21 protein-coding genes and 1 other RNA gene are annotated in these 19771 nt (G+C 71.8%); 13 read left to right on the forward strand and 9 right to left on the reverse strand.

The features are described from left to right. Nucleotides 1-14 precede the first annotated feature (14 nt). From FJQ56_RS01400 to FJQ56_RS01410, 3 genes are all read right to left on the reverse strand, one after another. On the reverse strand, nucleotides 15-398 hold the full coding sequence (locus FJQ56_RS01400; protein WP_140007417.1) for a hypothetical protein: 384 nt from the start codon (nucleotides 396-398) through the stop codon (nucleotides 15-17). 66 nt (nucleotides 399-464) lie between these two features. Beyond that, complete coding sequence (locus FJQ56_RS01405) at nucleotides 465-848, reverse strand: hypothetical protein (protein WP_140007418.1); 384 nt, start codon at nucleotides 846-848, stop codon at nucleotides 465-467. Nucleotides 849-1203: 355 nt separating this feature from the next. Beyond that, nucleotides 1204-3246 carry an NAD(+) synthase gene (locus FJQ56_RS01410; protein WP_140007419.1) on the reverse strand — a complete coding sequence of 681 codons (2043 nt, stop codon included), beginning with the start codon at nucleotides 3244-3246 and terminating at the stop codon, nucleotides 1204-1206. Nucleotides 3247-3327: 81 nt separating this feature from the next. On the opposite strand from FJQ56_RS01410, the gene FJQ56_RS01415 reads away from it, so the two are divergent. Then, nucleotides 3328-3855, forward strand: a complete 528-nt coding sequence (locus tag FJQ56_RS01415; protein WP_140007420.1) for a VOC family protein — start codon at nucleotides 3328-3330, stop codon at nucleotides 3853-3855. Then, nucleotides 3852-4271, forward strand: coding sequence for a VOC family protein (locus FJQ56_RS01420; protein WP_140007421.1), 420 nt, complete (start codon nucleotides 3852-3854; stop codon nucleotides 4269-4271). The genes FJQ56_RS01415 and FJQ56_RS01420 overlap by 4 nt, the downstream gene beginning before the upstream one ends. 52 nt (nucleotides 4272-4323) lie before the next feature. Here the strand turns inward: FJQ56_RS01420 and FJQ56_RS01425 are convergent, their stop codons facing one another. After that, complete coding sequence (locus tag FJQ56_RS01425) at nucleotides 4324-5316, reverse strand: type IV toxin-antitoxin system AbiEi family antitoxin domain-containing protein (protein ID WP_140007422.1); 993 nt, start codon at nucleotides 5314-5316, stop codon at nucleotides 4324-4326. 87 nt (nucleotides 5317-5403) lie between these two features. Here FJQ56_RS01425 and FJQ56_RS01430 point away from each other — a divergent pair, with 87 nt between their 5' ends. The 3 genes from FJQ56_RS01430 to panB all read left to right on the forward strand — a co-directional run bounded on the left by FJQ56_RS01430 (nucleotide 5404) and on the right by panB (nucleotide 8375). Then, a complete protein-coding gene (locus FJQ56_RS01430) occupies nucleotides 5404-6555 on the forward strand; it encodes an MFS transporter (protein WP_140007423.1) in 1152 nt (383 codons plus the stop codon). Beyond that, a complete protein-coding gene (locus FJQ56_RS01435) occupies nucleotides 6548-7405 on the forward strand; it encodes an aminoglycoside phosphotransferase (protein ID WP_140007424.1) in 858 nt (285 codons plus the stop codon). The genes FJQ56_RS01430 and FJQ56_RS01435 overlap by 8 nt, the downstream gene beginning before the upstream one ends. A 100-nt stretch (nucleotides 7406-7505) precedes the next feature. Next, nucleotides 7506-8375, forward strand: coding sequence for a 3-methyl-2-oxobutanoate hydroxymethyltransferase (panB, locus tag FJQ56_RS01440; RefSeq protein WP_140007425.1), 870 nt, complete (start codon nucleotides 7506-7508; stop codon nucleotides 8373-8375). A 70-nt stretch (nucleotides 8376-8445) separates the two neighbouring features. Here the strand turns inward: panB and FJQ56_RS01445 are convergent, their stop codons facing one another. Further along, the gene (locus FJQ56_RS01445) at nucleotides 8446-8892 is read right to left on the reverse strand and encodes a GreA/GreB family elongation factor (RefSeq protein WP_140007426.1); all 447 of its coding nucleotides are present in this window, start codon (nucleotides 8890-8892) and stop codon (nucleotides 8446-8448) included. 122 nt (nucleotides 8893-9014) lie between these two features. On the opposite strand from FJQ56_RS01445, the gene FJQ56_RS01450 reads away from it, so the two are divergent. Continuing rightward, nucleotides 9015-10505, forward strand: a complete 1491-nt coding sequence (locus FJQ56_RS01450) for a S10 family peptidase (protein WP_140007427.1) — start codon at nucleotides 9015-9017, stop codon at nucleotides 10503-10505. A gap of 35 nt (nucleotides 10506-10540) precedes the next feature. Next, nucleotides 10541-11740 carry a PQQ-dependent sugar dehydrogenase gene (locus FJQ56_RS01455; protein ID WP_140007428.1) on the forward strand — a complete coding sequence of 400 codons (1200 nt, stop codon included), beginning with the start codon at nucleotides 10541-10543 and terminating at the stop codon, nucleotides 11738-11740. A 153-nt stretch (nucleotides 11741-11893) separates the two neighbouring features. On the opposite strand, the gene FJQ56_RS01460 is transcribed toward FJQ56_RS01455, so the two are convergent. Beyond that, on the reverse strand, nucleotides 11894-12181 hold the full coding sequence (locus FJQ56_RS01460; protein WP_140007429.1) for a hypothetical protein: 288 nt from the start codon (nucleotides 12179-12181) through the stop codon (nucleotides 11894-11896). A gap of 8 nt (nucleotides 12182-12189) precedes the next feature. Continuing rightward, complete coding sequence (locus FJQ56_RS01465) at nucleotides 12190-12384, reverse strand: hypothetical protein (protein WP_140007430.1); 195 nt, start codon at nucleotides 12382-12384, stop codon at nucleotides 12190-12192. Between FJQ56_RS01465 and map the strand changes: the two genes are divergently transcribed. The 6 genes from map to rnpB all read left to right on the forward strand — a co-directional run bounded on the left by map (nucleotide 12383) and on the right by rnpB (nucleotide 18479). Then, on the forward strand, nucleotides 12383-13258 hold the full coding sequence (gene map / locus FJQ56_RS01470; RefSeq protein WP_140007431.1) for a type I methionyl aminopeptidase: 876 nt from the start codon (nucleotides 12383-12385) through the stop codon (nucleotides 13256-13258). The two genes, FJQ56_RS01465 and map, sit on opposite strands and share 2 nt — an antisense overlap. Nucleotides 13259-13306: 48 nt before the next feature. After that, nucleotides 13307-15004, forward strand: a complete 1698-nt coding sequence (locus tag FJQ56_RS01475) for a circularly permuted type 2 ATP-grasp protein (protein WP_140007432.1) — start codon at nucleotides 13307-13309, stop codon at nucleotides 15002-15004. Further along, nucleotides 14998-15930 carry an alpha-E domain-containing protein gene (locus tag FJQ56_RS01480; protein WP_140007433.1) on the forward strand — a complete coding sequence of 311 codons (933 nt, stop codon included), beginning with the start codon at nucleotides 14998-15000 and terminating at the stop codon, nucleotides 15928-15930. Before FJQ56_RS01475 ends, FJQ56_RS01480 begins: the two co-directional genes overlap by 7 nt. Nucleotide 15931: 1 nt before the next feature. Beyond that, nucleotides 15932-16777 (forward strand): transglutaminase family protein, encoded by an 846-nt coding sequence (locus FJQ56_RS01485; protein ID WP_211350719.1) that lies wholly within the window; start codon nucleotides 15932-15934, stop codon nucleotides 16775-16777. Nucleotides 16778-16779: 2 nt separating this feature from the next. Beyond that, nucleotides 16780-18054 (forward strand): YibE/F family protein, encoded by a 1275-nt coding sequence (locus tag FJQ56_RS01490; protein WP_140007434.1) that lies wholly within the window; start codon nucleotides 16780-16782, stop codon nucleotides 18052-18054. 26 nt (nucleotides 18055-18080) lie between these two features. Beyond that, an RNA gene (gene rnpB, locus FJQ56_RS01495) (RNase P RNA component class A) lies at nucleotides 18081-18479 on the forward strand. 69 nt (nucleotides 18480-18548) lie between these two features. On the opposite strand, the gene FJQ56_RS01500 is transcribed toward rnpB, so the two are convergent. Next, nucleotides 18549-19040 (reverse strand): hypothetical protein, encoded by a 492-nt coding sequence (locus FJQ56_RS01500; protein ID WP_140007435.1) that lies wholly within the window; start codon nucleotides 19038-19040, stop codon nucleotides 18549-18551. Nucleotides 19041-19152: 112 nt separating this feature from the next. Further along, entirely contained in the window at nucleotides 19153-19755 is a 603-nt protein-coding gene (locus FJQ56_RS01505; protein WP_140007436.1) for a helix-turn-helix domain-containing protein, read from the reverse strand. Between the last annotated feature and the right edge of the window lie 16 nt (nucleotides 19756-19771).

The raw sequence follows: 19771 nt of genomic DNA on the forward strand, positions 1-19771 counted from the left end.
TCCCGGTCCCGGTCCTAGGAGACGACGACCGACGCGCCGCACGACGTCCGGGCACCGACGCGCTTGGCGGTGAACCGGAACGTGTCCTTGCCCGCGGTGTCGGCGACGACGCGCTCCACGTCGAGCTCGCCGTCGCGCGCGGCGGTGCGGGTGACGTGAGCGATCTTCTTGCCGTCCTGGGTGATCTGGACGATCCACGAGCTGCGGGCCGGCACGCGGTCGAGGTCGACGGACACCTCGTGGCGGCTGCCCTCGCGGTCGACCGACAGCTCGTAGCGCCCGGTGCCGCAGGCGCCCTTGCGGTCGACGTCGGCGTGCGCGGCCGGGGCCGCGACGAGGACGGCGAGGGGCGTGGCCAGCAGGGTGCCGGCGGCGGTGAGGGCGAGGGTCTTCTTCATGTCGTGCTCCTGCTCTGTGCGATGGGTGGTGGGTCGTGCTGGGTGCTGGGTGGTGGCGGTGGGGAGTCAGCGGGTCGCGGTGGCCACGCAGGGCTCGCCCTGCGCCGGCGTGGCGACGACCTCGAAGGTCGAGGCGCCGTCCTCGTCGACCGGGGCGTCGAGGTCGAGCTCGCCGTCCTCGTCGGTGGTGCGGGCCCCGTCGAGGACGACCGTGTCGCCCTGCGTGACGCGGACCTGCCAGACCTCGTCGGGTCCGGTCGACTGCAGCTCGTAGCCGAGCTCGAGACCGCCGTCGTCCTCCTCGACGCTGAGCTCGTACGCCGTACCGCCGCAGCTTCCGCGCTCGGTCGCGACGTCGTCGTCGGCCACGGCCATCCAGGTGCCTGCACCGACCCCGACGACCACCAGGACCCCGATGGCTCCCGCGGCGATGATCCGTTTCTTCTTCATCCGCTGCTCCTTGCTCGTCCTGCGCGTCGTGCTGACGAGGAGGACGATGCTGCGTGGAGCGCTAAGCCCGAACCTGCCGAGGGCTAAGGCGGAGTTAAGGACCGACCGTGCCGACTCGTTCGATCGAACGAGTCGGGGACCCCTCCAGCCCGACCAGACCACCGACCCGTTCGATCGAACGAGTCAGAGACACCACCAGCCCGACCACACCACCAACCCGTTCAATTGAACGAGTCGGGGACCCCTCCAGCCCGACCAGACCACCGACCCGTTCGATCGAACGAGTTGACGCCGATACCAGCCCGACCACACCACCAACCCGTTCAATTGAACGAGTTGACGCCCACACCAGCCGCTACGCCTTCGGCACGTTCTCCAGCTCGGCCAGCCAGGCGGCCGGGCTCGCGTCGGACGGCATCCGCCAGTCGCCGCGCGGCGACATGGTGCCGCCGGGGGTGACCTTGGGGCCGTTGGGCATGGCCGAGCGCTTGAACTGGTTGGCGAAGAAGCGCCGGTAGAACACCTGCAGCCACTCACGGATCGTGGCCAGGTCGAACGCACCGCGCTGGTCCTCGGGGAAGCCGACCGGCCACTCCCCCGCCTCGACGTCGTGCCACGCGTGCCAGGCCAGGAAGGCGATCTTGCTGGGCCGGTAGCCGCGGCGGATCACGTGGTAGAGCGCGAAGTCGACGAGCGGGTAGGGGCCCGTGGAGTCCTCGGTGCGCTGCGGGGCCGTGTCGGCCCGGGCCGGGATCAGCTCGGGGGTGATCTCCTGCTCGAGGATCTCGCGCAGCACCGCGTCGGTCGTGGCGTCGTACTGGTCGGTCTCGGTGGTCCAGCGGATGAGGTGCTGGATGAGGGTCTTGGGCACCCCGCCGTTGACGTTGTAGTGCGACATCTGGTCGCCGACGCCGTAGGTGCACCAGCCGAGCGCGAGCTCGGACAGGTCGCCGGTGCCCAGGACGAGGCCGCCGCGGTGGTTGGCCAGGCGGAAGAGGTAGTCGGTGCGCAGTCCGGCCTGGACGTTCTCGAAGGTGATGTCGTAGACCTCCTGACCGTCCGCGTAGGGGTGGCCGAGGTCGCTGAGCATCTGCCGCGCGGCGGCGGTGATGTCGAGCGTCTCGAAGCTGACCCCGAGGCTCTCGGACAGCCGCGTCGCGAGTCCCTTGGTGGTCTCGCCCGTGGCGAAGCCCGGCATGGTGAAGGCCAGGATGTCGGTGCGCGGCCGGCCGAGCCGGTCCATGGCCTTGGCCGCGACGATCAGCGCGTGGGTCGAGTCGAGCCCACCGCTCACGCCGACGACGACCTTGGGCTGCCAGGTGTCGGTGCTCATCGAGCGCAGCCGCTGCTCGAGGCCCGAGACCTGGATGTTGTAGGCCTCGTAGCAGTCCTGGGCCAGGCGGGCCGGGTCGTCGGGAACGAACGGGAAGCGTCGTACGCCGCGTCGCAGGCCGATGTCGCCGTCGGGCGGGTTCAGCACGAACTCGATGGTGGTCATCGGGGTCGCGTGGCTGCGGCGGTTGTCGTCGAACGTGCCCTGGCGCAGGCGCTCCTGGCGGATCCGGTCGAGGTCGACGTCGGCGATCGTGCGGCGCGCCTCGTCGGGGAACCGGTCGCCCTCGGCGAGCAGGTCGCCGCACTCGTAGATCATCGTCTGCCCGTCCCAGCTCAGGTCGGTCGTCGACTCCCCCTGGCCCGCGGCTGCATAGACGTACGCCGCCGCGCACCGGGCGCTGGCGCTGCGGACGAGCATCCGTCGGTCCTCGGCGCGGGCGATGGTGATCGGGCTGCCGCTGAGGTTGAGCAGCACGTGAGCGCCCGCGAGAGCAGCGCTCGCGCTCGGCGGCACCGGCACCCACAGGTCCTCGCAGATCTCCACGTGGAAGGTGAGGTCGGGCAGGTCCTCGGCCTGGAACAGCAGGTCGGTCCCGAACGGCGCGATGTGCTCGCCGACCGTGATGTCGGACCCGTCGATCTCGGTGCCCGCGGCGAACCAGCGGTGCTCGTAGAACTCGCGGTAGTTGGGCAGGTGCGCCTTCGGCACGACGCCGAGCACCCGGCCGCCGTGGATGACCACCGCGCAGTTGTAGACCCGGCCCGCGTGCTGCAGCGGCGCGCCCACCACCAGCACCGTGCGCAGCGTGATGCTCGCGGTGACGACCTCGTCGACCGCCTCGACCACCGCGTCGAGCAGCACGTCCTGGAGGAACAGGTCGTCGACGGCGTACCCGGTCAGGCCGAGCTCGGGGAACACCGCCACGGCGACGCCCTCGTCGTGCGCGGCGCGCGCCTGCTCGACGGTGCGGGCCGCGTTGGTCGCGGGGTCGGCGATCGCCACCGGCAGGGTGACCGCCGCGATGCGCGCGAAGCCGTGGGCGTAGGCGGAGTAGAAGTCCACGCTCGCGAGTCTAGGGAGAGCGATGAGTTCGCCGCGGCACCGGAGTCTCCCCACCCGACACCACTCACCCAGGAGACGCCCATGACCATCAGTCCGTGCCTCTGGTTCGACGACCAGCTCGAGGAGGCGGCCGAGTTCTACACCTCGATCTTCCCGAACTCCGCCATCGGTCACCTGGCCCGTCACGGCGACGCCGGCGCGGGTCGCAAGGGCACCGTGATGGCCGGTGAGTTCACCCTCGACGGGACCAGGTTCCGCGGGATCAACGGCGGGCCGGCGTTCTCGTTCACCGAGGCCGTGTCGTTCAGCATCGACTGCCGCGACCAGTCCGAGGTCGACTACTACTGGGACTCCCTGGCCGACGGCGGGCAGGAGTCGGTCTGCGGGTGGCTCAAGGACCGCTTCGGGGTGTCGTGGCAGATCGTCCCGACCCGCCTCTACGACCTGGTCTCCGACCCCGACCGGGCCCGCGCCGACGCCGCCACCGAGGCGATGCTCACCATGACCCGGATCGTGGTGGCCGACCTCGAGGCCGCCGCCGACGCGGCCGCGCCCGCCACCCCCCTCTCACCCACCACACCCACCACGACAGATGGAGCAGACCGATGACGACCCGACTGAACCCCTACCTCACCTGGCGCGGCCAGGCAGCCGACGCGATGGCGTTCTACCAGTCCGTGCTGGGTGGCGACCTGACCACCAGCACCTTCGCCGAGTACGGCGGGATGGGGGTGCCCGAGGAGGAGCAGGGCCAGATCATGCACTCGCAGCTGATCGTCTCGGACAGCATCGCCCTGATGGGGGCCGACGCACCCAGCACCCATCCCGAGAACTCGGGGAACGGGCACATCAGCATCAGCGGGCAGGACGTCGACACGATCCGCGGCTGGTTCGAGGCGCTCAGCGAGGGCGGCACCGTCGACGTCCCGTTCGAGCAGGCGCCGTGGGGAGACCACTTCGGCCAGGTCAAGGACCGGTTCGGGATCAACTGGCTCCTCAACGCCGGCCCCGGCGGCCAGGGCTGACCCTCGACCCGCGATCCACCGGCAGATCCTGCCGGTGGATCGCGGGTCGAGATCACGGGCATCGCGGGCACCTCGCCAGCCGCCCGTGCCACCCTTGTCGCTGGAGCAACGCGGCCACCTGGCCCGCCGTCCAACAGGGGCTGCCGAACACCAGCCCGTAGGTCAACCGGACCGTCGTCGCGTCCTGGGCCACCTTGGCCTCGAGGTCGCGACCGGCGTCGGCGTCGCGCGCCGAGGCGTTGTCGTGGAAGGCGCGGCCGTCGAGCTCCACGATCAGGCCGAGGTCGACGTACTCCACGTCTCGGTACGCCGACCTCCCGGCGGCCGTCGCCGGCTTCTGCCGCTGCCCGTCCGGCAGGCCGTGCGCGCGCTCGACGGCGTGGAGGTACTCCCGCTCGAGGACCGAGCACGCTCCCGTCGCGAGATCGTCCAGCATCTCCAGCAGCAGTCGCTGGCCCTGCACCCGCCGGCCGTGGAGAGCCTGGGCGATCTCCGCGGCTGACGTCTGCCGCGTCTGCGTGGCGTCGGCGAGCACGCGGAACGCCTCGAGAGGATCGTCGCGGACCACGGCCGACGCCAGGTCGATCGCGACGTGCTCGAGCCGCATCCTCGGTGGTGCCCGTCGCCAGTCGACACGGGCCGCACGAGCGGCGACCGGGTCGGGGTCGGCAGGACGACCGATGCCGGCGGTGCGGTGCGCGACGACCCCGGTCACCGGCTTCACCGTGCGACGGTCGCTGATGGCGACGTGCACCACCGCGAGCGGCGGAGGTGCGGGGAGCGCGGACTGTCGCGTCAGGGCTGCCGGCCAGTGGACCTGGACCGCCACCCACTCGCGCTGCTGCCTGGTGAGCGGGCCGTTGTGGTTGACGTAGACGCCGGGATGACGCCGGTGGAGCCTGCCTCGACGCACCATGCGCTCGATGTCGTCGTCGGTGGCCCCGAGGTCGAGCAGCTGCCTGCGGGAGGCCACGCCGTCCTGGACGAAGGTCAGCAGCACGTCGAGCTGGTCGTGATCGATCGATGATCGAGGCCGGTCGGGCATGCACCCCGGTCTTCCTCGTCACCAGGCGGCGAAACAGCCACCTCGGCTGCCTGTGGACGAGCCCGAGCCACCACCTACGGTCGTCGCATGAAGTCCTGGCAGCGCGTCGCGCTCGCGATGTTCACCGTCGGCTGGGGCGCCAACCAGTTCACGCCGCTGCTCGTCGCCTACCGCGACGAGCTCGGCATGTCGGTGCAGACGCGCGCCTTCCTCTTCGGCGTGTACGCCGCCGGGCTGGTCCCGGCGCTGCTGGTCGGCGGTGCCGCGTCGGACCGGTGGGGGCGACGGGCGGTGGTGCTGCCGTGGGTGGCGCTGTCACCGCTGGCGACCGTGCTGCTGATCGTGGAGCACGACACGGTGGCCGGGCTCGCCGCGGGACGCCTGCTCGCCGGCGCCTGCTCCGGTGTCGTGTTCAGCGCGGCGACCGCGTGGGTCTCCGAGCTGTCCGAGACCGGCGCCGGACCACGCCGGGCGGCGATCGCCCTGTCGGCCGGGTTCGCGGTCGGGCCCCTGGTCACCGGGCTGGTGGGGCAGTGGGCGCCGCGACCTCTCGAGACGCCGTACCTGCCGCACGTGGTGCTCGGCCTGCTCGCCTTCCTCCTCGTGCTCCGGGTGCCGGGCCCGCGACCCGCGCAGGCCGTGCTGCGTCCCCTGATCGGCCTGCCCGACGTGACCCGCGGACGCCGGTTCCTGCTGGTGGTCGCCCCGTCGGCACCGTGGGTGTTCGGCTGTGCGGCCCTCTCGATCGCCTACCTGCCGGGCGAGATCGGCGGCTCGCAGTCGGGCGCGCTCGCGTTCGCCGGTGTGCTGGCAGGAGCCACGCTGGGCTGCGGGGTGCTCGTGCAGGGCCTGGCCCGGCGCCTCGACGACCGCCGCCCGCTGCTCGCCGGCCAGGTCGGTCTGGTCACCGCCCTCCTCGGCAGCGCCGTCGGCGTGGTGGCGCTCGCGACCGACCTGCGCTGGCTGCTGCTCGTCGGCGCCCCGTTGCTCGGCGGTGCCTACGGCTGCGTGCTCGTGTCGGGACTGCGCGAGACCGAGCGGCTGTCGGCGCCGCACGAGCGCGGCGCGACCGTCGCGGTCTTCTACGCCCTGACCTACCTCGGGTTCGGCCTGCCCTACCTGCTCGGCGCGTTCGGTGGTGGCATCCCCGCCCTGCTCGGCGCGATGGCGGTCGTCGTGCTCAGCCTGGTGACCGTGTCGGTGGCCGGCCGACGACCGTCTGTGGGCAGTCGTGCATGAGCCGCCGGTCGGCGTCGACGACGCCGACGTGCTCGCCGCCGTACGCCGCCACTGGGCTCCTGACGCCGACGCCGTCGTCCACCTCCCTGTCGGCTTCGGTGCCCACCACTGGCGGGCCTCGCGCGACGGTGCGCCGCTGCTGTTCGTGACCCTCGACGGGTTCCACCGCCACGACCTCGACTCGCTCGTCGCGACGTACGCCACCGCGGCGGCCCTGCGCGACACCGGCCTCGGCTTCGTCCACGCCGGGCTCGAGCCGTGGGCTGTGCCGTTCGGCACCGGTGCGCTCAGCGCCACGCCGTGGCTCGACGGCGAGCGACCCGTCACGCTCGACGTCGATGCCACGGCCGCAGCCCTCGCGGCTCTGCACGCGGTCGAGCCACCGGCGCGGCTGCGCTCCTGGCGGACGCTCGTCGGACCCGAGCTCGCCGACGACCTCGACGCCCGCGCCGTCCGGCCCTGGGACCTCGGTCCGCTCGGCGAGCAGGCACGGACCGCGATCACCGAGCGCCTCGCCGACATCCGGCGGTGGGTGGCGGCGTACCACCGGCTGGCCGAGGTCGCGCGCGACCGTCCCTGGGTGACGACCCACGGCCAGCCCGGCGTCCACAACCAGGTGCTCACCGCCGACGGCCTGCGCCTGGTCGACTGGGAGTCGCTGCTCCTGGCACCCCCCGAGCGCGACCTGCGCACCGTCGCCAGCGGCGATCCGGCGATGCTCGAGCTGTTCGCGCTCGAATGGCGCCTCGACGAGATCAGCCTGGCCGCGCACCGGTTCGCGGCGCCGCACACGGGCACGGCCGACGACCACGAGGCGTACGCCGCCCTGCTCGAGGAGCTCGACGCGTGACGGGCGACACAGTCCGGCGGACACCGAGCCGCCCTAGCCTGGACGGTGTCCGTGGACTCCACCAGGGAGCCGCGAGACACCACCGATCGGAGACTCGACGATGAGCACGCCCGAGGAGACCGCGCCCTACGGGACCGGCCCCGCCACCCCGACCACCGCGGCTACCGCCGCCCCCGCCAAGCGCATCCGCACCCACCACCTGCGCGAGATGAAGGAGCGCGGCGAGCGGTTCTCGATGCTGACGGCCTACGAGCAGTACGCCGCCGCGACCTTCGACGAGGCCGGCGTCGAGGTGCTGCTGGTCGGCGACAGCGCGAGCAACAACGTCTACGGCAACGACACCTCGCTGCCGGTCACCGTCGACGAGCTGGTGCCGCTCACGCGAGCCGTCTCGCGGTCCGTACGCCGCTCGCTCGTCGTGGGCGACCTGCCGTTCGGCAGCTACCAGGCCTCGCCCGAGCAGGCCTACCTGACCGCGGTGCGCTTCATGAAGGAGGGCGGCGCCCACTGCGTCAAGCTCGAGGGCGGCGTCGAGATGGCCCCACAGATCCGCAAGCTCACGCAGGGCGGGATCCCCGTCATGGCCCACATCGGCTTCACCCCGCAGTCCGAGCACGCCCTGGGTGGCTACCGCGTCCAGGGGCGCGGCGAGACCGGTTCGCGCGTGATCGAGGACGCGCTCGCCGTGCAGGAGGCCGGCGCCTTCGCCGTGGTGATGGAGATGGTGCCCGGCGACACGGCCGGCCAGGTCACCCAGCAGCTCGCCATCCCCACGATCGGCATCGGCGCCGGACCCGACTGCGACGGCCAGGTGCTCGTCTGGCAGGACGCCTTCGGCCTGCGACAGGGCAGGATGGCCCGCTTCGTCAAGCAGTACGCCGACCTGCACGCCGTCCTGCTGCAGGCCGCGCGCGACTTCGACGCCGACGTCAAGGCCGGCACGTTCCCAGGGCCCGAGCACACGTTCTGAGCCGGTCCGTCGGCTGCAGTGGTCTCGAGGCTCGGCCGCGGGCGGCCTCGCACCTCGACCGCCGTGGGGATCAGGCCGTGGCGACGATCTTGACCTCGAGCGAGACGCCCTTGCGCGGGGAGTAGGTCACCGAGGAGCCGACGGACGCACCGAGGATCGCGCGGCCCAGCGCGCTGGTCGGGGTGATCGTCTCGACGCCGGCGACGGCCTGCTCGACCGAGCCGATGGAGAAGCTCTCGGGTCCGTCGCCGAAGTCGACGGTAACCGAGTCGCCGATCGAGACGACGCCGTCGACGTGCTCCTCGTGGTGGGCGGCGGCGATCTCGAGCTCGAGGGCGGCGATGCGCTCCTCGAGCAGCGACTGGCGGATGCTCGCCTCGACGTTGGTGGCGCGGTCGACGACGTCGCCGACGGCCTCGCCGCGGGTCTCGGCCTGGGCCTGGTCGCGCTCGGCGCGCAGCGCGGTCAGACGGTCTTCGAGGACGGCGATTCGGGAGGCGTGGGAGGTGAGCGTCATCGAGGATCCTTCAGATCTACAGGGGTGTCGTGGTGGCAGCGGGCCAACCTTGCCAGGGCGGTGGTTGTTCCCGCTCGCGCCTTTAGGGTGACGGGGTGCCCGAGGACCAGCAGGACAAACCCGTGAGCGCCGTGACGACCGGCCCTAGCGACGCCACCACCAAGCCCGCCGAGCCCGTCGACGACCTGGTCTCGACCCGCCACCGACTGCGGATCGGGCGCCGCACGCTCGACTACACCGCGACCACCGGGCGCATCGTGCTGCGCGAGGAGGTCTACGAGGACGGCGTGTTCGTCGGCCACCAGGCCAAGGCTGAGATCTCGATCACCTCCTACGTCGTCGAGCGTGGCGCGGACGCCACCGGGCCCCAGACCCGACCGGTCACGTTCGCGTTCAACGGCGGTCCGGGCAGCTCGAGCGTCTGGCTCCACCTCGGCCTGCTCGGCCCACGCCGCATCGTGATGGGCGACGCCGGCGACCTGCGCCCGCCGCCGTACGGGCTGACCGACAACCACGAGTCGCTGCTCGCCGAGAGCGACCTCGTGCTCATCGACCCGGTGTCGACGGGCTACTCGCGCGCGGTCAAGGGCACCAAGCCCGAGCCGTTCCACGGCTACCAGGGCGACATCGACTCGATCGCCGAGGTGATCCGGCTGTGGACCACGCGCCACGAGCGGTGGCTGTCGCCCAAGCTCCTGCTCGGCGAGTCCTACGGCACCCTGCGCGGCGCAGCGCTCGTGGAGAAGCTGCAGAGCCGCTACGGCATGTACGTCAACGGCCTCGTGCTCGTCTCCAGCGTCCTGGACCTGTCGTCGATCGACTTCGACAACCAGCGCAACGACCGGGCCCACGCGCTCTACCTGCCGACGTACGCCGCCATCGCGCACTACCACGGCAAGCTCGGCCGGGGCTCGCTGCAGAAGGCCGTGCGCGACGCGGAGGACTACGCGTCGCGCGACTACCCGTGGGTGCTCGCCCAGGGCGACCGGCTCAGCGCCAAGGACCGCGCCGCGGCCGTCAAGACGCTCGCAGCGCTGACCGGGCTCAGCCCCGACTACCTCGACCGCGCCGACCTGCGCATCGAGCACTGGCGGTTCTTCGGCGAGCTGCTGCGCGACCGCCGCCAGGTCGCCGGCCGGATCGACGGCCGGTTCGTCGGACCCGCCGCCAGCGGCATCGCCGAGCACATGGACGCCGACGCCTCGATGGACGCGATCAGCGGGCCCTACTCGACGGCCTACAACCACTACGTGCGCCACGAGCTGCGCTACGAGAACGACCTGTCCTACGAGCAGATCAGCTCGCGGGTGCACCCGTGGTCGTTCAAGGACTTCGAGGGCCGCCCGATCGACGTCAGCCCCCAACTCGAGCGGGCGATGCGGATGAACCCGCACCTCAAGGTCCACGTCGCCTACGGCTACTACGACGGCGCGACACCCCACTATGCCGCCGAGGACGTCATCGCGCACCTGCAGATCCCCGCCGAGCTGCGCGCCAACATCGAGCACGCCTACTACGAGGCCGGCCACATGATGTACGTCCACGAGCCGTCGCGGCTCCAGCAGAGCAAGGACCTCGCCGACTTCGTACGCCGGTGCAGCCCGTCGTCCTGACCCCGTTGTCGGTGGTGAGGCGTACCGTGCTGCACATGCGTCGAGCCCTCGTCACCGCCGCCGTCCTCGCCCTCGTCGTGCCGTTGCTGTCCGCAGCCACGGCCACCGCCGAGACCACCGCCGACACCACCGCCGACACCACCGCCGATACCACCGCCACCCGCACGGTCGGGCGCGCGGCGCCCGCACTGAGCGTCACGACCCGGCTCGCCAACCTGAGCCACCCATGGGACGTCAAGGAGCTGCCGAGCGGATCGCTGCTGATCACCGAGCGCAACCCGGCCCGGCTGACCCTGCGCACCAAGGGCGGCACCCGCCGTACCGTCGTCTTCCCGACCGAGCGCGTCTGGACCTCCGGCGAGACGGGCCTGATGGGGCTGGCGCTCGACCGCGGGTTCTGGAAGAACCGCCGCTTCTACACCTGCAGCGGCTGGCAGGGCGCGGGCGGTGGCCACGACATCCGGGTGGTGGCCTGGACGCTCGACACCGCCGAGCGGCGCGCCACCTACCGCAAGACGCTGCTGGGCGGGCTGCCCACGACCAGCGGGCGCCACGGTGGGTGCCGACTGCTCACCACGGCCACCGGCGAGCTGCTCGTCGGCACCGGCGACGCGGCCGACGAGGACAACCCCCAGGACAAGTACTCCCTGGGCGGCAAGACCCTGCGCCTCGACCCGCTCACCGGCAAGCCGTCCCCGGGCAACCCCTACATCCGCTCGTCCAGCAGCAAGGCCCGCTACGTGCTGACCTACGGGCACCGCAACGTGCAGGGCCTGGCCCAGCGTGCCGACGGCAGCCTGTGGTCGGTCGAGCACGGCACCAGCCGCGACGACGAGGTCAACCGGATCGTCAAGGGCGGCAACTACGGCTGGCAGCCCGGTCCGGGCTACGACGAGAGCCGGCCGATGACCGACCAGAGCCTGCCCGGCACGCAGCTCGAGGCCAAGTGGAGCTCCGGCAGCCCCACCGTCGCCACCTCGGGTGCGACGTTCGTCTCCGGCAGCCGCTGGGGCGACTACGAGGGCGGCCTGTTCGTCGCCACCCTCGCCGGGACCCGCCTGCTGGTGATGACGTTCTACTCCACCGGCAAGCTCGCCCGCGTCGCCACGCCGCCCGCCCTCAACGGCGCCTACGGCCGGCTGCGCACCGTCACCCAGCTGCGCAACGGCGACGTCCTGGTCGCGACCGACGGGGCCGACGGCTCGGGCAAGATCCTGCTGGTGCGGCCGAAGTAGGCCCGGTCGACACACGGTCGTCGAGCCGCGGGGACGCAGTCACCGCGAGTCGAGACGGCCGCATCCGGGGAGCCGACCCGACCTGTCCCTGCGGGGATCTCGACTCGCCCGGCGCGCCAGCGCGCCCCGGACGGCTCGATCACCGTGAGGAGGTCAGGCGGACCAGTCGAGCGCCACCGCGCCACCGACGAGCACCACGAACCACAGCACCAGCAGGCCGAGCGCGGCCGCGCTGATCCGGCGGGGGTGGGTGGTCCACCAGGTGCAGGCCCGCGCGAACACGCCGACCCACACCACGAGCAGGAGGACCGTGGCCCACCACGGGGCGACGATCCCGCTGACGGCGTACAGGAAGAGGGTGGCGGCCATCGCGATCATGCCGCCGAACGGCCAGAAGTCGACCGGCTGAGGGGGCCGTGCGACGCGGCGCCGCTCCCGCACGGGGTGTCCTAGTCCTCGAGCTCCTCGTCGTTCCACTCCGAGTCGCGGTCCCAGGCCTCGCTCTTCTCGTGCGCGGTCTCGATGGCGCGCGCGGCCTCGGCCTCGCTCGGGTAGGGGCCCAGGCGGTCCTTGTTGGGACAGCCGTCGCGCCCCTCGACGCGGTTGTGCTTGATGCAGTACCAGTACTCGGGCTGATCGGCCATGGGGCTCACACTAACCTCGCACCTCGTGACCCCTGTCGCTCCTGGAGCCGTGTCCCCACGACGTCCCGTCCCGCGCGAGATCGTGCGCCCCGAGTACGTCGACCGCGACGCCCCCGCGCCGTACGACGGCCCCGCCGTCCAGGACGCCGACACCATCGCGCGGATGCGGGTCGCCGGCCGGCTCGCGGCACAGGCGCGCGACCTCGTCGGCGCGGCCGTGGCGCCCGGGGTGACCACCGACGAGCTCGACCGGATCGGCCACGAGTTCCTCTGCGACCACGGCGCCTACCCCTCGACGCTGGGCTACCGCGGCTTCCCCAAGTCGCTGTGCTCGAGCGTCAACGAGGTCGTTTGCCACGGCATCCCCGACAGCCGTGTCGTCGAGGACGGCGACATCGTCAACATCGACGTCACCGCCTACCTCGACGGCGTCCACGGCGACACCAACGCCACGTTCCTCGCCGGCGAGGTCGACGAGGAGACCCGGCTGCTGGTCGAGCGCACCCACGAGGCGCTGGACCGGGCGATCAAGGCGGTCCGCCCGGGCCGGCGGATCAACGTCATCGGCCGCGTCATCGAGTCCTACGCCAAGCGGTTCGACTACGGCGTCGTGCACGAGTTCACCGGCCACGGCATCAGCACCTCGTTCCACTCCGGCCTCGTGGTCCCCCACTACGACGACCCCGAGCACGACGACCTGATCGAGGTCGGGATGACCTTCACGATCGAGCCGATGCTCAACCTCGGCACCCGGGAGATCGAGATGTGGGACGACGGCTGGACCGTCGTCACGGCCGACCGCCGCCCCTCGGCGCAGTTCGAGCACACCCTGCTGGTGACGCCGGGCGGGGCCGAGGTCCTCACCCTGCCCTAGGCAGCCATCGGGACGGTGTGACGACGGTCTCCCACTAGGGTTCGGGGCATGAACGCGATGTTCGAGGGCTACCTCAGCACCGGGCCGGCGTACGACGAGATGTTCGACGGCGACACCGCGCGCTCGCCCTACCGCCGGCTGCGCCAGACGCTGCAGACCCTCACCACACCCGAGCTGGTCAGCCGGGTCGAGGCGCTCCAGGCGAGCTACCTCGACCAGGGCGTCACCTTCGACATCGGCGGGGAGGAGCGGGCCTTCCCGCTCGACATCCTGCCGCGGGTCATCGAGCAGGACACCTGGTCCCAGCTCGACGCCGGCGTCCAGCAGCGGGTCAAGGCGCTCGAGCGGTTCCTGGCCGACGTCTACGACGCGGGGCAGGTCTTCGACGACGGTGTCATCCCCCGGCGCGTGATCACCACCTCGAGCCACTACCACCGCGCGGCCGGCAACGTCCGCCCGCCCAACGGCGTGCGCGTCCACGTGTCGGGCATCGACCTGATCCGCGACAACCTGGGCGAGTTCCGGGTCCTCGAGGACAACGTCCGGGTGCCGTCGGGGGTCTCCTACGTGATGACCAACCGGCGCGCGATCACCTCGGCCCTGCCCGAGACCACGGCCGCCCACCGGATCCGGCCCGTGGCGGCCTACCCCCAGCGACTGCTGGCCGCGCTGCGTGCGGCCGCCCCTGCCGGGGTCACCGACCCGACGGTCGTGGTGCTCACGCCCGGGGTCTACAACGGCGCCTACTTCGAGCACGCGCTGCTCGCCCGCACCATGGGCGTCGAGCTCGTCGAGGGTCGCGACCTCGAGTGCCGTCGCGGTCGCGTGATGATGCGTACGACGCAGGGCCTGGCTCCGGTGCACGTGATCTATCGCCGGGTCGACGACGAGTTCCTCGACCCGGTGCACTTCCGCGCCGACTCGATGCTCGGCACCCCCGGCATGATCGACGCCGCCCGCGCGGGCAACGTGGTGCTGGCCAACGCGGTGGGCAACGGCGTCGCCGACGACAAGCTCGTCTACACCTACCTGCCCGACATCATCCGCTACTACCTGGCGGAGGAGCCGATCATCAAGAACGTCGACACCTGGCGGGTCGGCGACGCCGAGGCGCGCGAGGAGGTCCTCGACCGACTCGACGAGCTGGTCCTCAAGCCCGTCGACGGCTCCGGCGGCAAGGGCATCGTGATCGGCCCCCGCGCCACCCGCGCCGAGCTCGACGAGCTGCGCGGCAAGATCCTCGAGTCGCCGCGCGACTGGATCGCCCAGCCGGTGGTGCAGCTCTCGACGGTCCCGACGTTCGTCGACGGCGAGCTCGGCCCGCGCCACGTCGACCTGCGGCCCTTCGCCGTCAACGACGGCAACCGCGTGTGGGTGCTGCCCGGCGGCCTCACCCGGGTCGCGCTCGCCAAGGGCGAGCTCATCGTCAACTCCTCGCGCGGCGGCGGGTCCAAGGACACCTGGGTGCTCGCCGGACCGCCGGTCGGCCACGAGGAGCTCGACCCCTCACCGCCCGACGCCTCGGTGGTCGAGCCGGTCGAGGCCGGGGATCTCGACAAGCTCGATCACCGAGACAAGCTCGACCACCGAGGCGGACGCGACCGACGAGAGCCCGAGCACCACGCGGTGCCCGAGACCCCCGGGCCCGCGATCGCGGCGGTCACCGCTCCCCAGGAGCAGGCCGAGCAACAGCAGCAACAGGGCCTCGACAGGCTCGACCACCGAGAGGGCGGTGCACCGTGCTGAGCCGGATCGCCGAGTCGATGTTCTGGATCGGGCGCTACGTCGAGCGCGCCGAGGACACCGCCCGCATCCTCGACGTCCAGACCTCGCTGCTGCTCGAGGACGCCACCCTCGACGTCGGCGAGACCTGCCATGGGCTGCTGTCGATCATGGGCGTCGAGGAGACGCCGGAGGTCGTCGACCTCGACTACGTGCTCCAGGCCCTGGCCTACGACCCGGCCTCGCCCGTGTCGATCGCGGCCGCGATCGCGGCGGCGCGCGAGAGCGCCCGGCGGGCCCGGGAGACCCTCTCGGTGCCGTTGTGGGAGGTCATCAACACGACCTACCGCGACATCGCCTCCGGCTCGTTCGCGCGGCGTCGTACTCCCCACGTCTACCAATGGGTCCGCGAGCGGGCGGCGCTGGTCAACGGCACCGCCGACGCGACGATGACCCGTGACGAGGGCTGGCAGTTCCTGATGCTCGGTCGCTGCCTCGAGCGCGCCGACATGACCTCGCGACTGGTCGCCACCGCGTCGGTCACCAGCGGCACCACCGACCAGTGGACCAGCACGCTGCGCGCGTGCGGCGGCTACGAGGCGTTCCTGCGCACCTACCGGGGCCTGGCCACCGAGCGGGCCGCGGCGGAGTTCCTGCTGCTCGACCGGCTGTTCCCGCGGTCCGTGGTCTTCTCGCTCAACCGTGCCGAGCAGTGCCTCGACAACCTCGAGGCGTCCGGGCAGCGTGCCGGCATCCACAACGACGCGCAGCGCCTGATCGGTCGTACCCGCGCCGAGCTCGAGTACCGCTCGCTCTCCGACGTCGTCGCCGACCTGCCCACCGAGATGGAGCGTCTGCAACGCACCTGTGCGCTGGCCACCGAGTCGGTCACCAAGCGCTTCTTCGCCGGGGCCGAGTCCCTGGCCTGGCACGGGATGGGCGGAGCCTGACATGTCGATGCAGCTGCGGATCGTGCACACCACGTCGTTCGAGTACGACGGCAAGGCGGTCGCGTCCTACAACCAGGCGCGCCTGACCCCGACCACCACACCCGAGCAGATCGTGGTCCACCACCGGCTCGAGGTCAGCCCCAAGCCGTGGACGTACCACTACACCGACTACTTCGGCAGCGCCGTCACGGCGTTCGAGGTCGTCGACCCCCACGAGGCGATGACCGTCACCGCCACCTCGACGGTGCAGACCAACCGGCCGGCCGTGCCGCCGGCCGAGCTGACCTGGGAGCAGGTGGCCGCGCGCGAGGTCTCGGACCGCTGGACCGAGTACCTCACGCTCTCCGACCTCGTCGCCCCCACCGCCGACTTCGCCCAGCGGGCCAAGCAGGTCGCCGCCGACCACGAGCTGCCCGGCGACGCCGCGCGCGACCTGTGCGCCCTGGTCCACGACGAGGTCGAGTACGCGCCCGGCACCACCCAGGTGCGCGGTACGGCGGCCACGGCCTGGCAGCAGCGGGCCGGCGTCTGCCAGGACCTCGCCCACCTCGTCGTCGGCGGGCTGCGCACGGTCGGCATCCCCGCCCGCTACGTCTCCGGCTACGTCCACCCCGACCGCGACCCGGTCGTCGGCACCACCGTCGTCGGCGCCTCCCACGCCTGGGTCGAGTGGTGGGACGCCGGCTGGCGCGCCCTCGACCCGTGCCACCACGTCCCGCTCGACGACCGCTACGTCAGCGTGGCCCACGGCCGCGACTACCTCGACGTCCGCCCGATCAGCGGCATCTACTCCGGCGCCGCCACCTCGCGGATGACCGTCGAGGTCGAGATCACCAGGCTCGCCTAGGCGTGGTCGGCTCACACGCACGTCGCGGTGGCCGCGGCCACTCCCACAGCCACTCGCACGGCCACTCCCACGGCCACTCCCACGGCCACTCGCACGACGGCGGTGCCGAGGTCGAGGTACGCCGGCTCCCCCGGCTGGTGCTGCTCGGCTCGCTGGTCGCGGCGCTGCTGCTGACCCTCGTGGGCGTCGGGCTGCTGTGGCCCGACGGCGACCGGGTCGACGACCTGTCGGGCAAGGTGCAGTTCGCGGCCCCCGGGGTCACGTTCCCCGAGGGCGAGGTGCTGTCGGTGCAGGAGCCGTGCGAGCCGGGCGGCTCGACCGAGGGCTGCGGCGAGATCGAGGTCCGCGTCTCCGGGGGCCCGAGCGGCGGCTCCGAGGTGAGTGTCGGCGTACCCCCTGACGTGCTGCAGGCCGACGTACGGGCCGGCGACACGGTCAAGCTGATCCGCACGCCGGCGCGCGACGGGCGCGAGGCGACGGTCAACTACTTCGGCACCGTGCGCGAGGCCCCGCTCGGCCTGCTGCTGGGGCTGTTCGTCCTGGTGGTGCTGGCCGTCGCCCGCTTCCGCGGGCTGATGGCGCTGCTCGGGCTGGCCTTCGCCACCGCGGTGATCGCGGTCTTCATGCTGCCGGCACTGCTGTCGGGCGAGCCGGGCCTGCTGGTCGGCATGGTCGGCTCCGCCGCGATCATGTACGTCGTCCTCTACACGACCCACGGCTGGTCGCTGCGCACCAGCGCGGCCCTGGCCGGCACCCTGGCCGGCATCGGCGTGACCGCGCTGATCGGGCACCTCGCTGTCGGCGGCACCCGCCTGACCGGCGTGGCCGACGAGGGGTCGCGGATCCTCGGCACCTTCGCCCCCGACCTGTCCTTCCAGGGCGTCTTCGCCTGCGCGATCATCGTCGCGGGCCTCGGCGTGCTCAACGACGTCACCATCACCCAGGCCTCGGCGGTCTGGGAGCTGCGCGCGGCCTCCCCCACGATGTCGCGGGCCCGGGTCTTCGCCAGCGGCATGCGGATCGGCCGCGACCACATCGCCTCGACGATCTACACGATCGTCTTCGCCTACGCCGGCACCACGCTCTCGGTGCTGCTCGTGCTCCGGCTCTACCAGCTGCCCGGCAGCACGCTCCTGGCGACCGAGGAGATCACCCAGGAGGTCGTACGCACCCTGGCCACCAGCATCGGCCTCGTGCTCGCCGTACCCCTGACGACGCTGATCGCGGTCGCCACGCTGCCCGTGGTCGTCGAGGACGGCGAGTCGCTGGACCGCTGAGCCAGGCCCTATCCTGCACAGGCGAACGGGCCGGCCGGGCGACCGCGTTGACCAGGGAGAACTGGTCACCGAGGAAGGTCCGGGCTCCACAGAGCAGGGCGGTGGGTAACACCCACCCGGGGCAACCCGCGGGACAGTGCCACAGAGAACAGACCGCCTCCCGAATCCAGCGCCACCGGACGACGGAGGTAAGGGTGAAACGGTGGAGCAAGAGACCACCAGCATGCCGGGCGACCGGCGTGGCTAGGCAAACCCCGCCCGGAGCAAGATCAGACAGCACACGCAGGTTCCGACCGGAAGGGCTGCTCGCCCGAGTGTGCGGGTAGATCGCTGGAGGCCGTCGGCAACGGCGGTCGTAGATGGATGGTCGCCCCTCCTCCCGCAAGGGCGGAGGACAGAACCCGGCCTACAGGCCGGCCCGTTCTCACAATCCGCTGACCTGCGAGAACGCAGGTCAGCGGGTCGTGCGAGACACACCCGAGACACATTCGACGCTACGTCTCGCCGTGGATGTCATCACGAACCTTGCCGAGCATCCGGGATGCATCGCGACAGAGCATCGTGATCTCTGCGTCGATGTCGGTGCCGTCGATGATGAACTCCAGGTTGGCTTGGCTCGTGTAGTAGCGGCGGAGATGTCGCTCAAGGTCTTCGGCGGTGGCGTCGAGGAGCCGGAGGCGGGTCGCGAGGGCGACGATGTCCTCGGCGTCCTTGGCACGTTGAGCGACGAGCTTGGTGGCCAGGAGGAATCCGTCGTCTGCGTAGGTGACCCGCAGTCCGGGCTGGCCTGGCGGGTCGAGAACCCCCACGGGCAGCGGGGGCATCCACATCTTGGCGTTCGGGTTGAGCCACTCCGGCGGCAGCCCGCGGTCCTGTGCGAGCAGACGCGCCTCGTCGAGGACCTCCTGGTCGCCTGTCAGGGAGTCGACGTCCGGGGCCAGTCGGCCACCGCGCACACCGGTGGCCGCGATCGCCGCGCCGCCCACGACGAGACCGCCGCGGCGATGCCCCGCCGCCGACGGCGGTCGAGCTCGTCGAGCAGCTCCGCGGTCTCGTGGGCGTCGAACTCGTGTGGCCTCGGGGATCCAGATGGTGGAGTCATGCGGTGACCAAGTCACGGGCCGGCACGAAGATGTTGAGAATGCGCAACCAGTCCGGGGTCTGGGCAGCAACTCGGTCAGGACTGAGGAAAGGATGTTCCGGCATCCAGGAGACTTCGAGTCGCTCGGCGCGGGTCCAGGCGGGCGCCTCTCGCCCGACGCGTTCGTACTCGTGTGCGGCGAGAGCAGCGAGCAGGGTGTCCCACTCCATCGATCCGGCGCTTCCGGGCTCGGCCTCCCAGGAGCCAGTGAGGGTCTCGTCGCCGTCGCCAAGGATCATCGCCAGGTGGTCGCGGCCCTGGAGCAGCATCCGCCACACCCAGTCCTGATCACCCGCGGCGCCGTGCTGCAGCATGGCGCTCGCCGTGTCCGGCGCAGACATCAGTCCACGCCGGGCAGCCGCCTGGAGTGCGTGAGCCACGCGTTGAGCGCGGGAGCAGAACCAGGCGGAGGGGCGGGTTCGTCCGGTCAGGTAGGTCGACATCCTCGACGGCGAGGTACCCATCGAGCGCGCGAACCCCGCCTGACTCATCCCGCTGGTCGTGACCGCGTTGCGCAACGCGGCGACGACCTGCTCGGTGTCCTGATCGAGACCGCTCATGCAACCACACTACGTT

It is taken from the genome of Nocardioides plantarum (genome assembly GCF_006346395.1).
GTDB classification, from domain to species: Bacteria; Actinomycetota; Actinomycetes; order Propionibacteriales; family Nocardioidaceae; genus Nocardioides; species Nocardioides plantarum.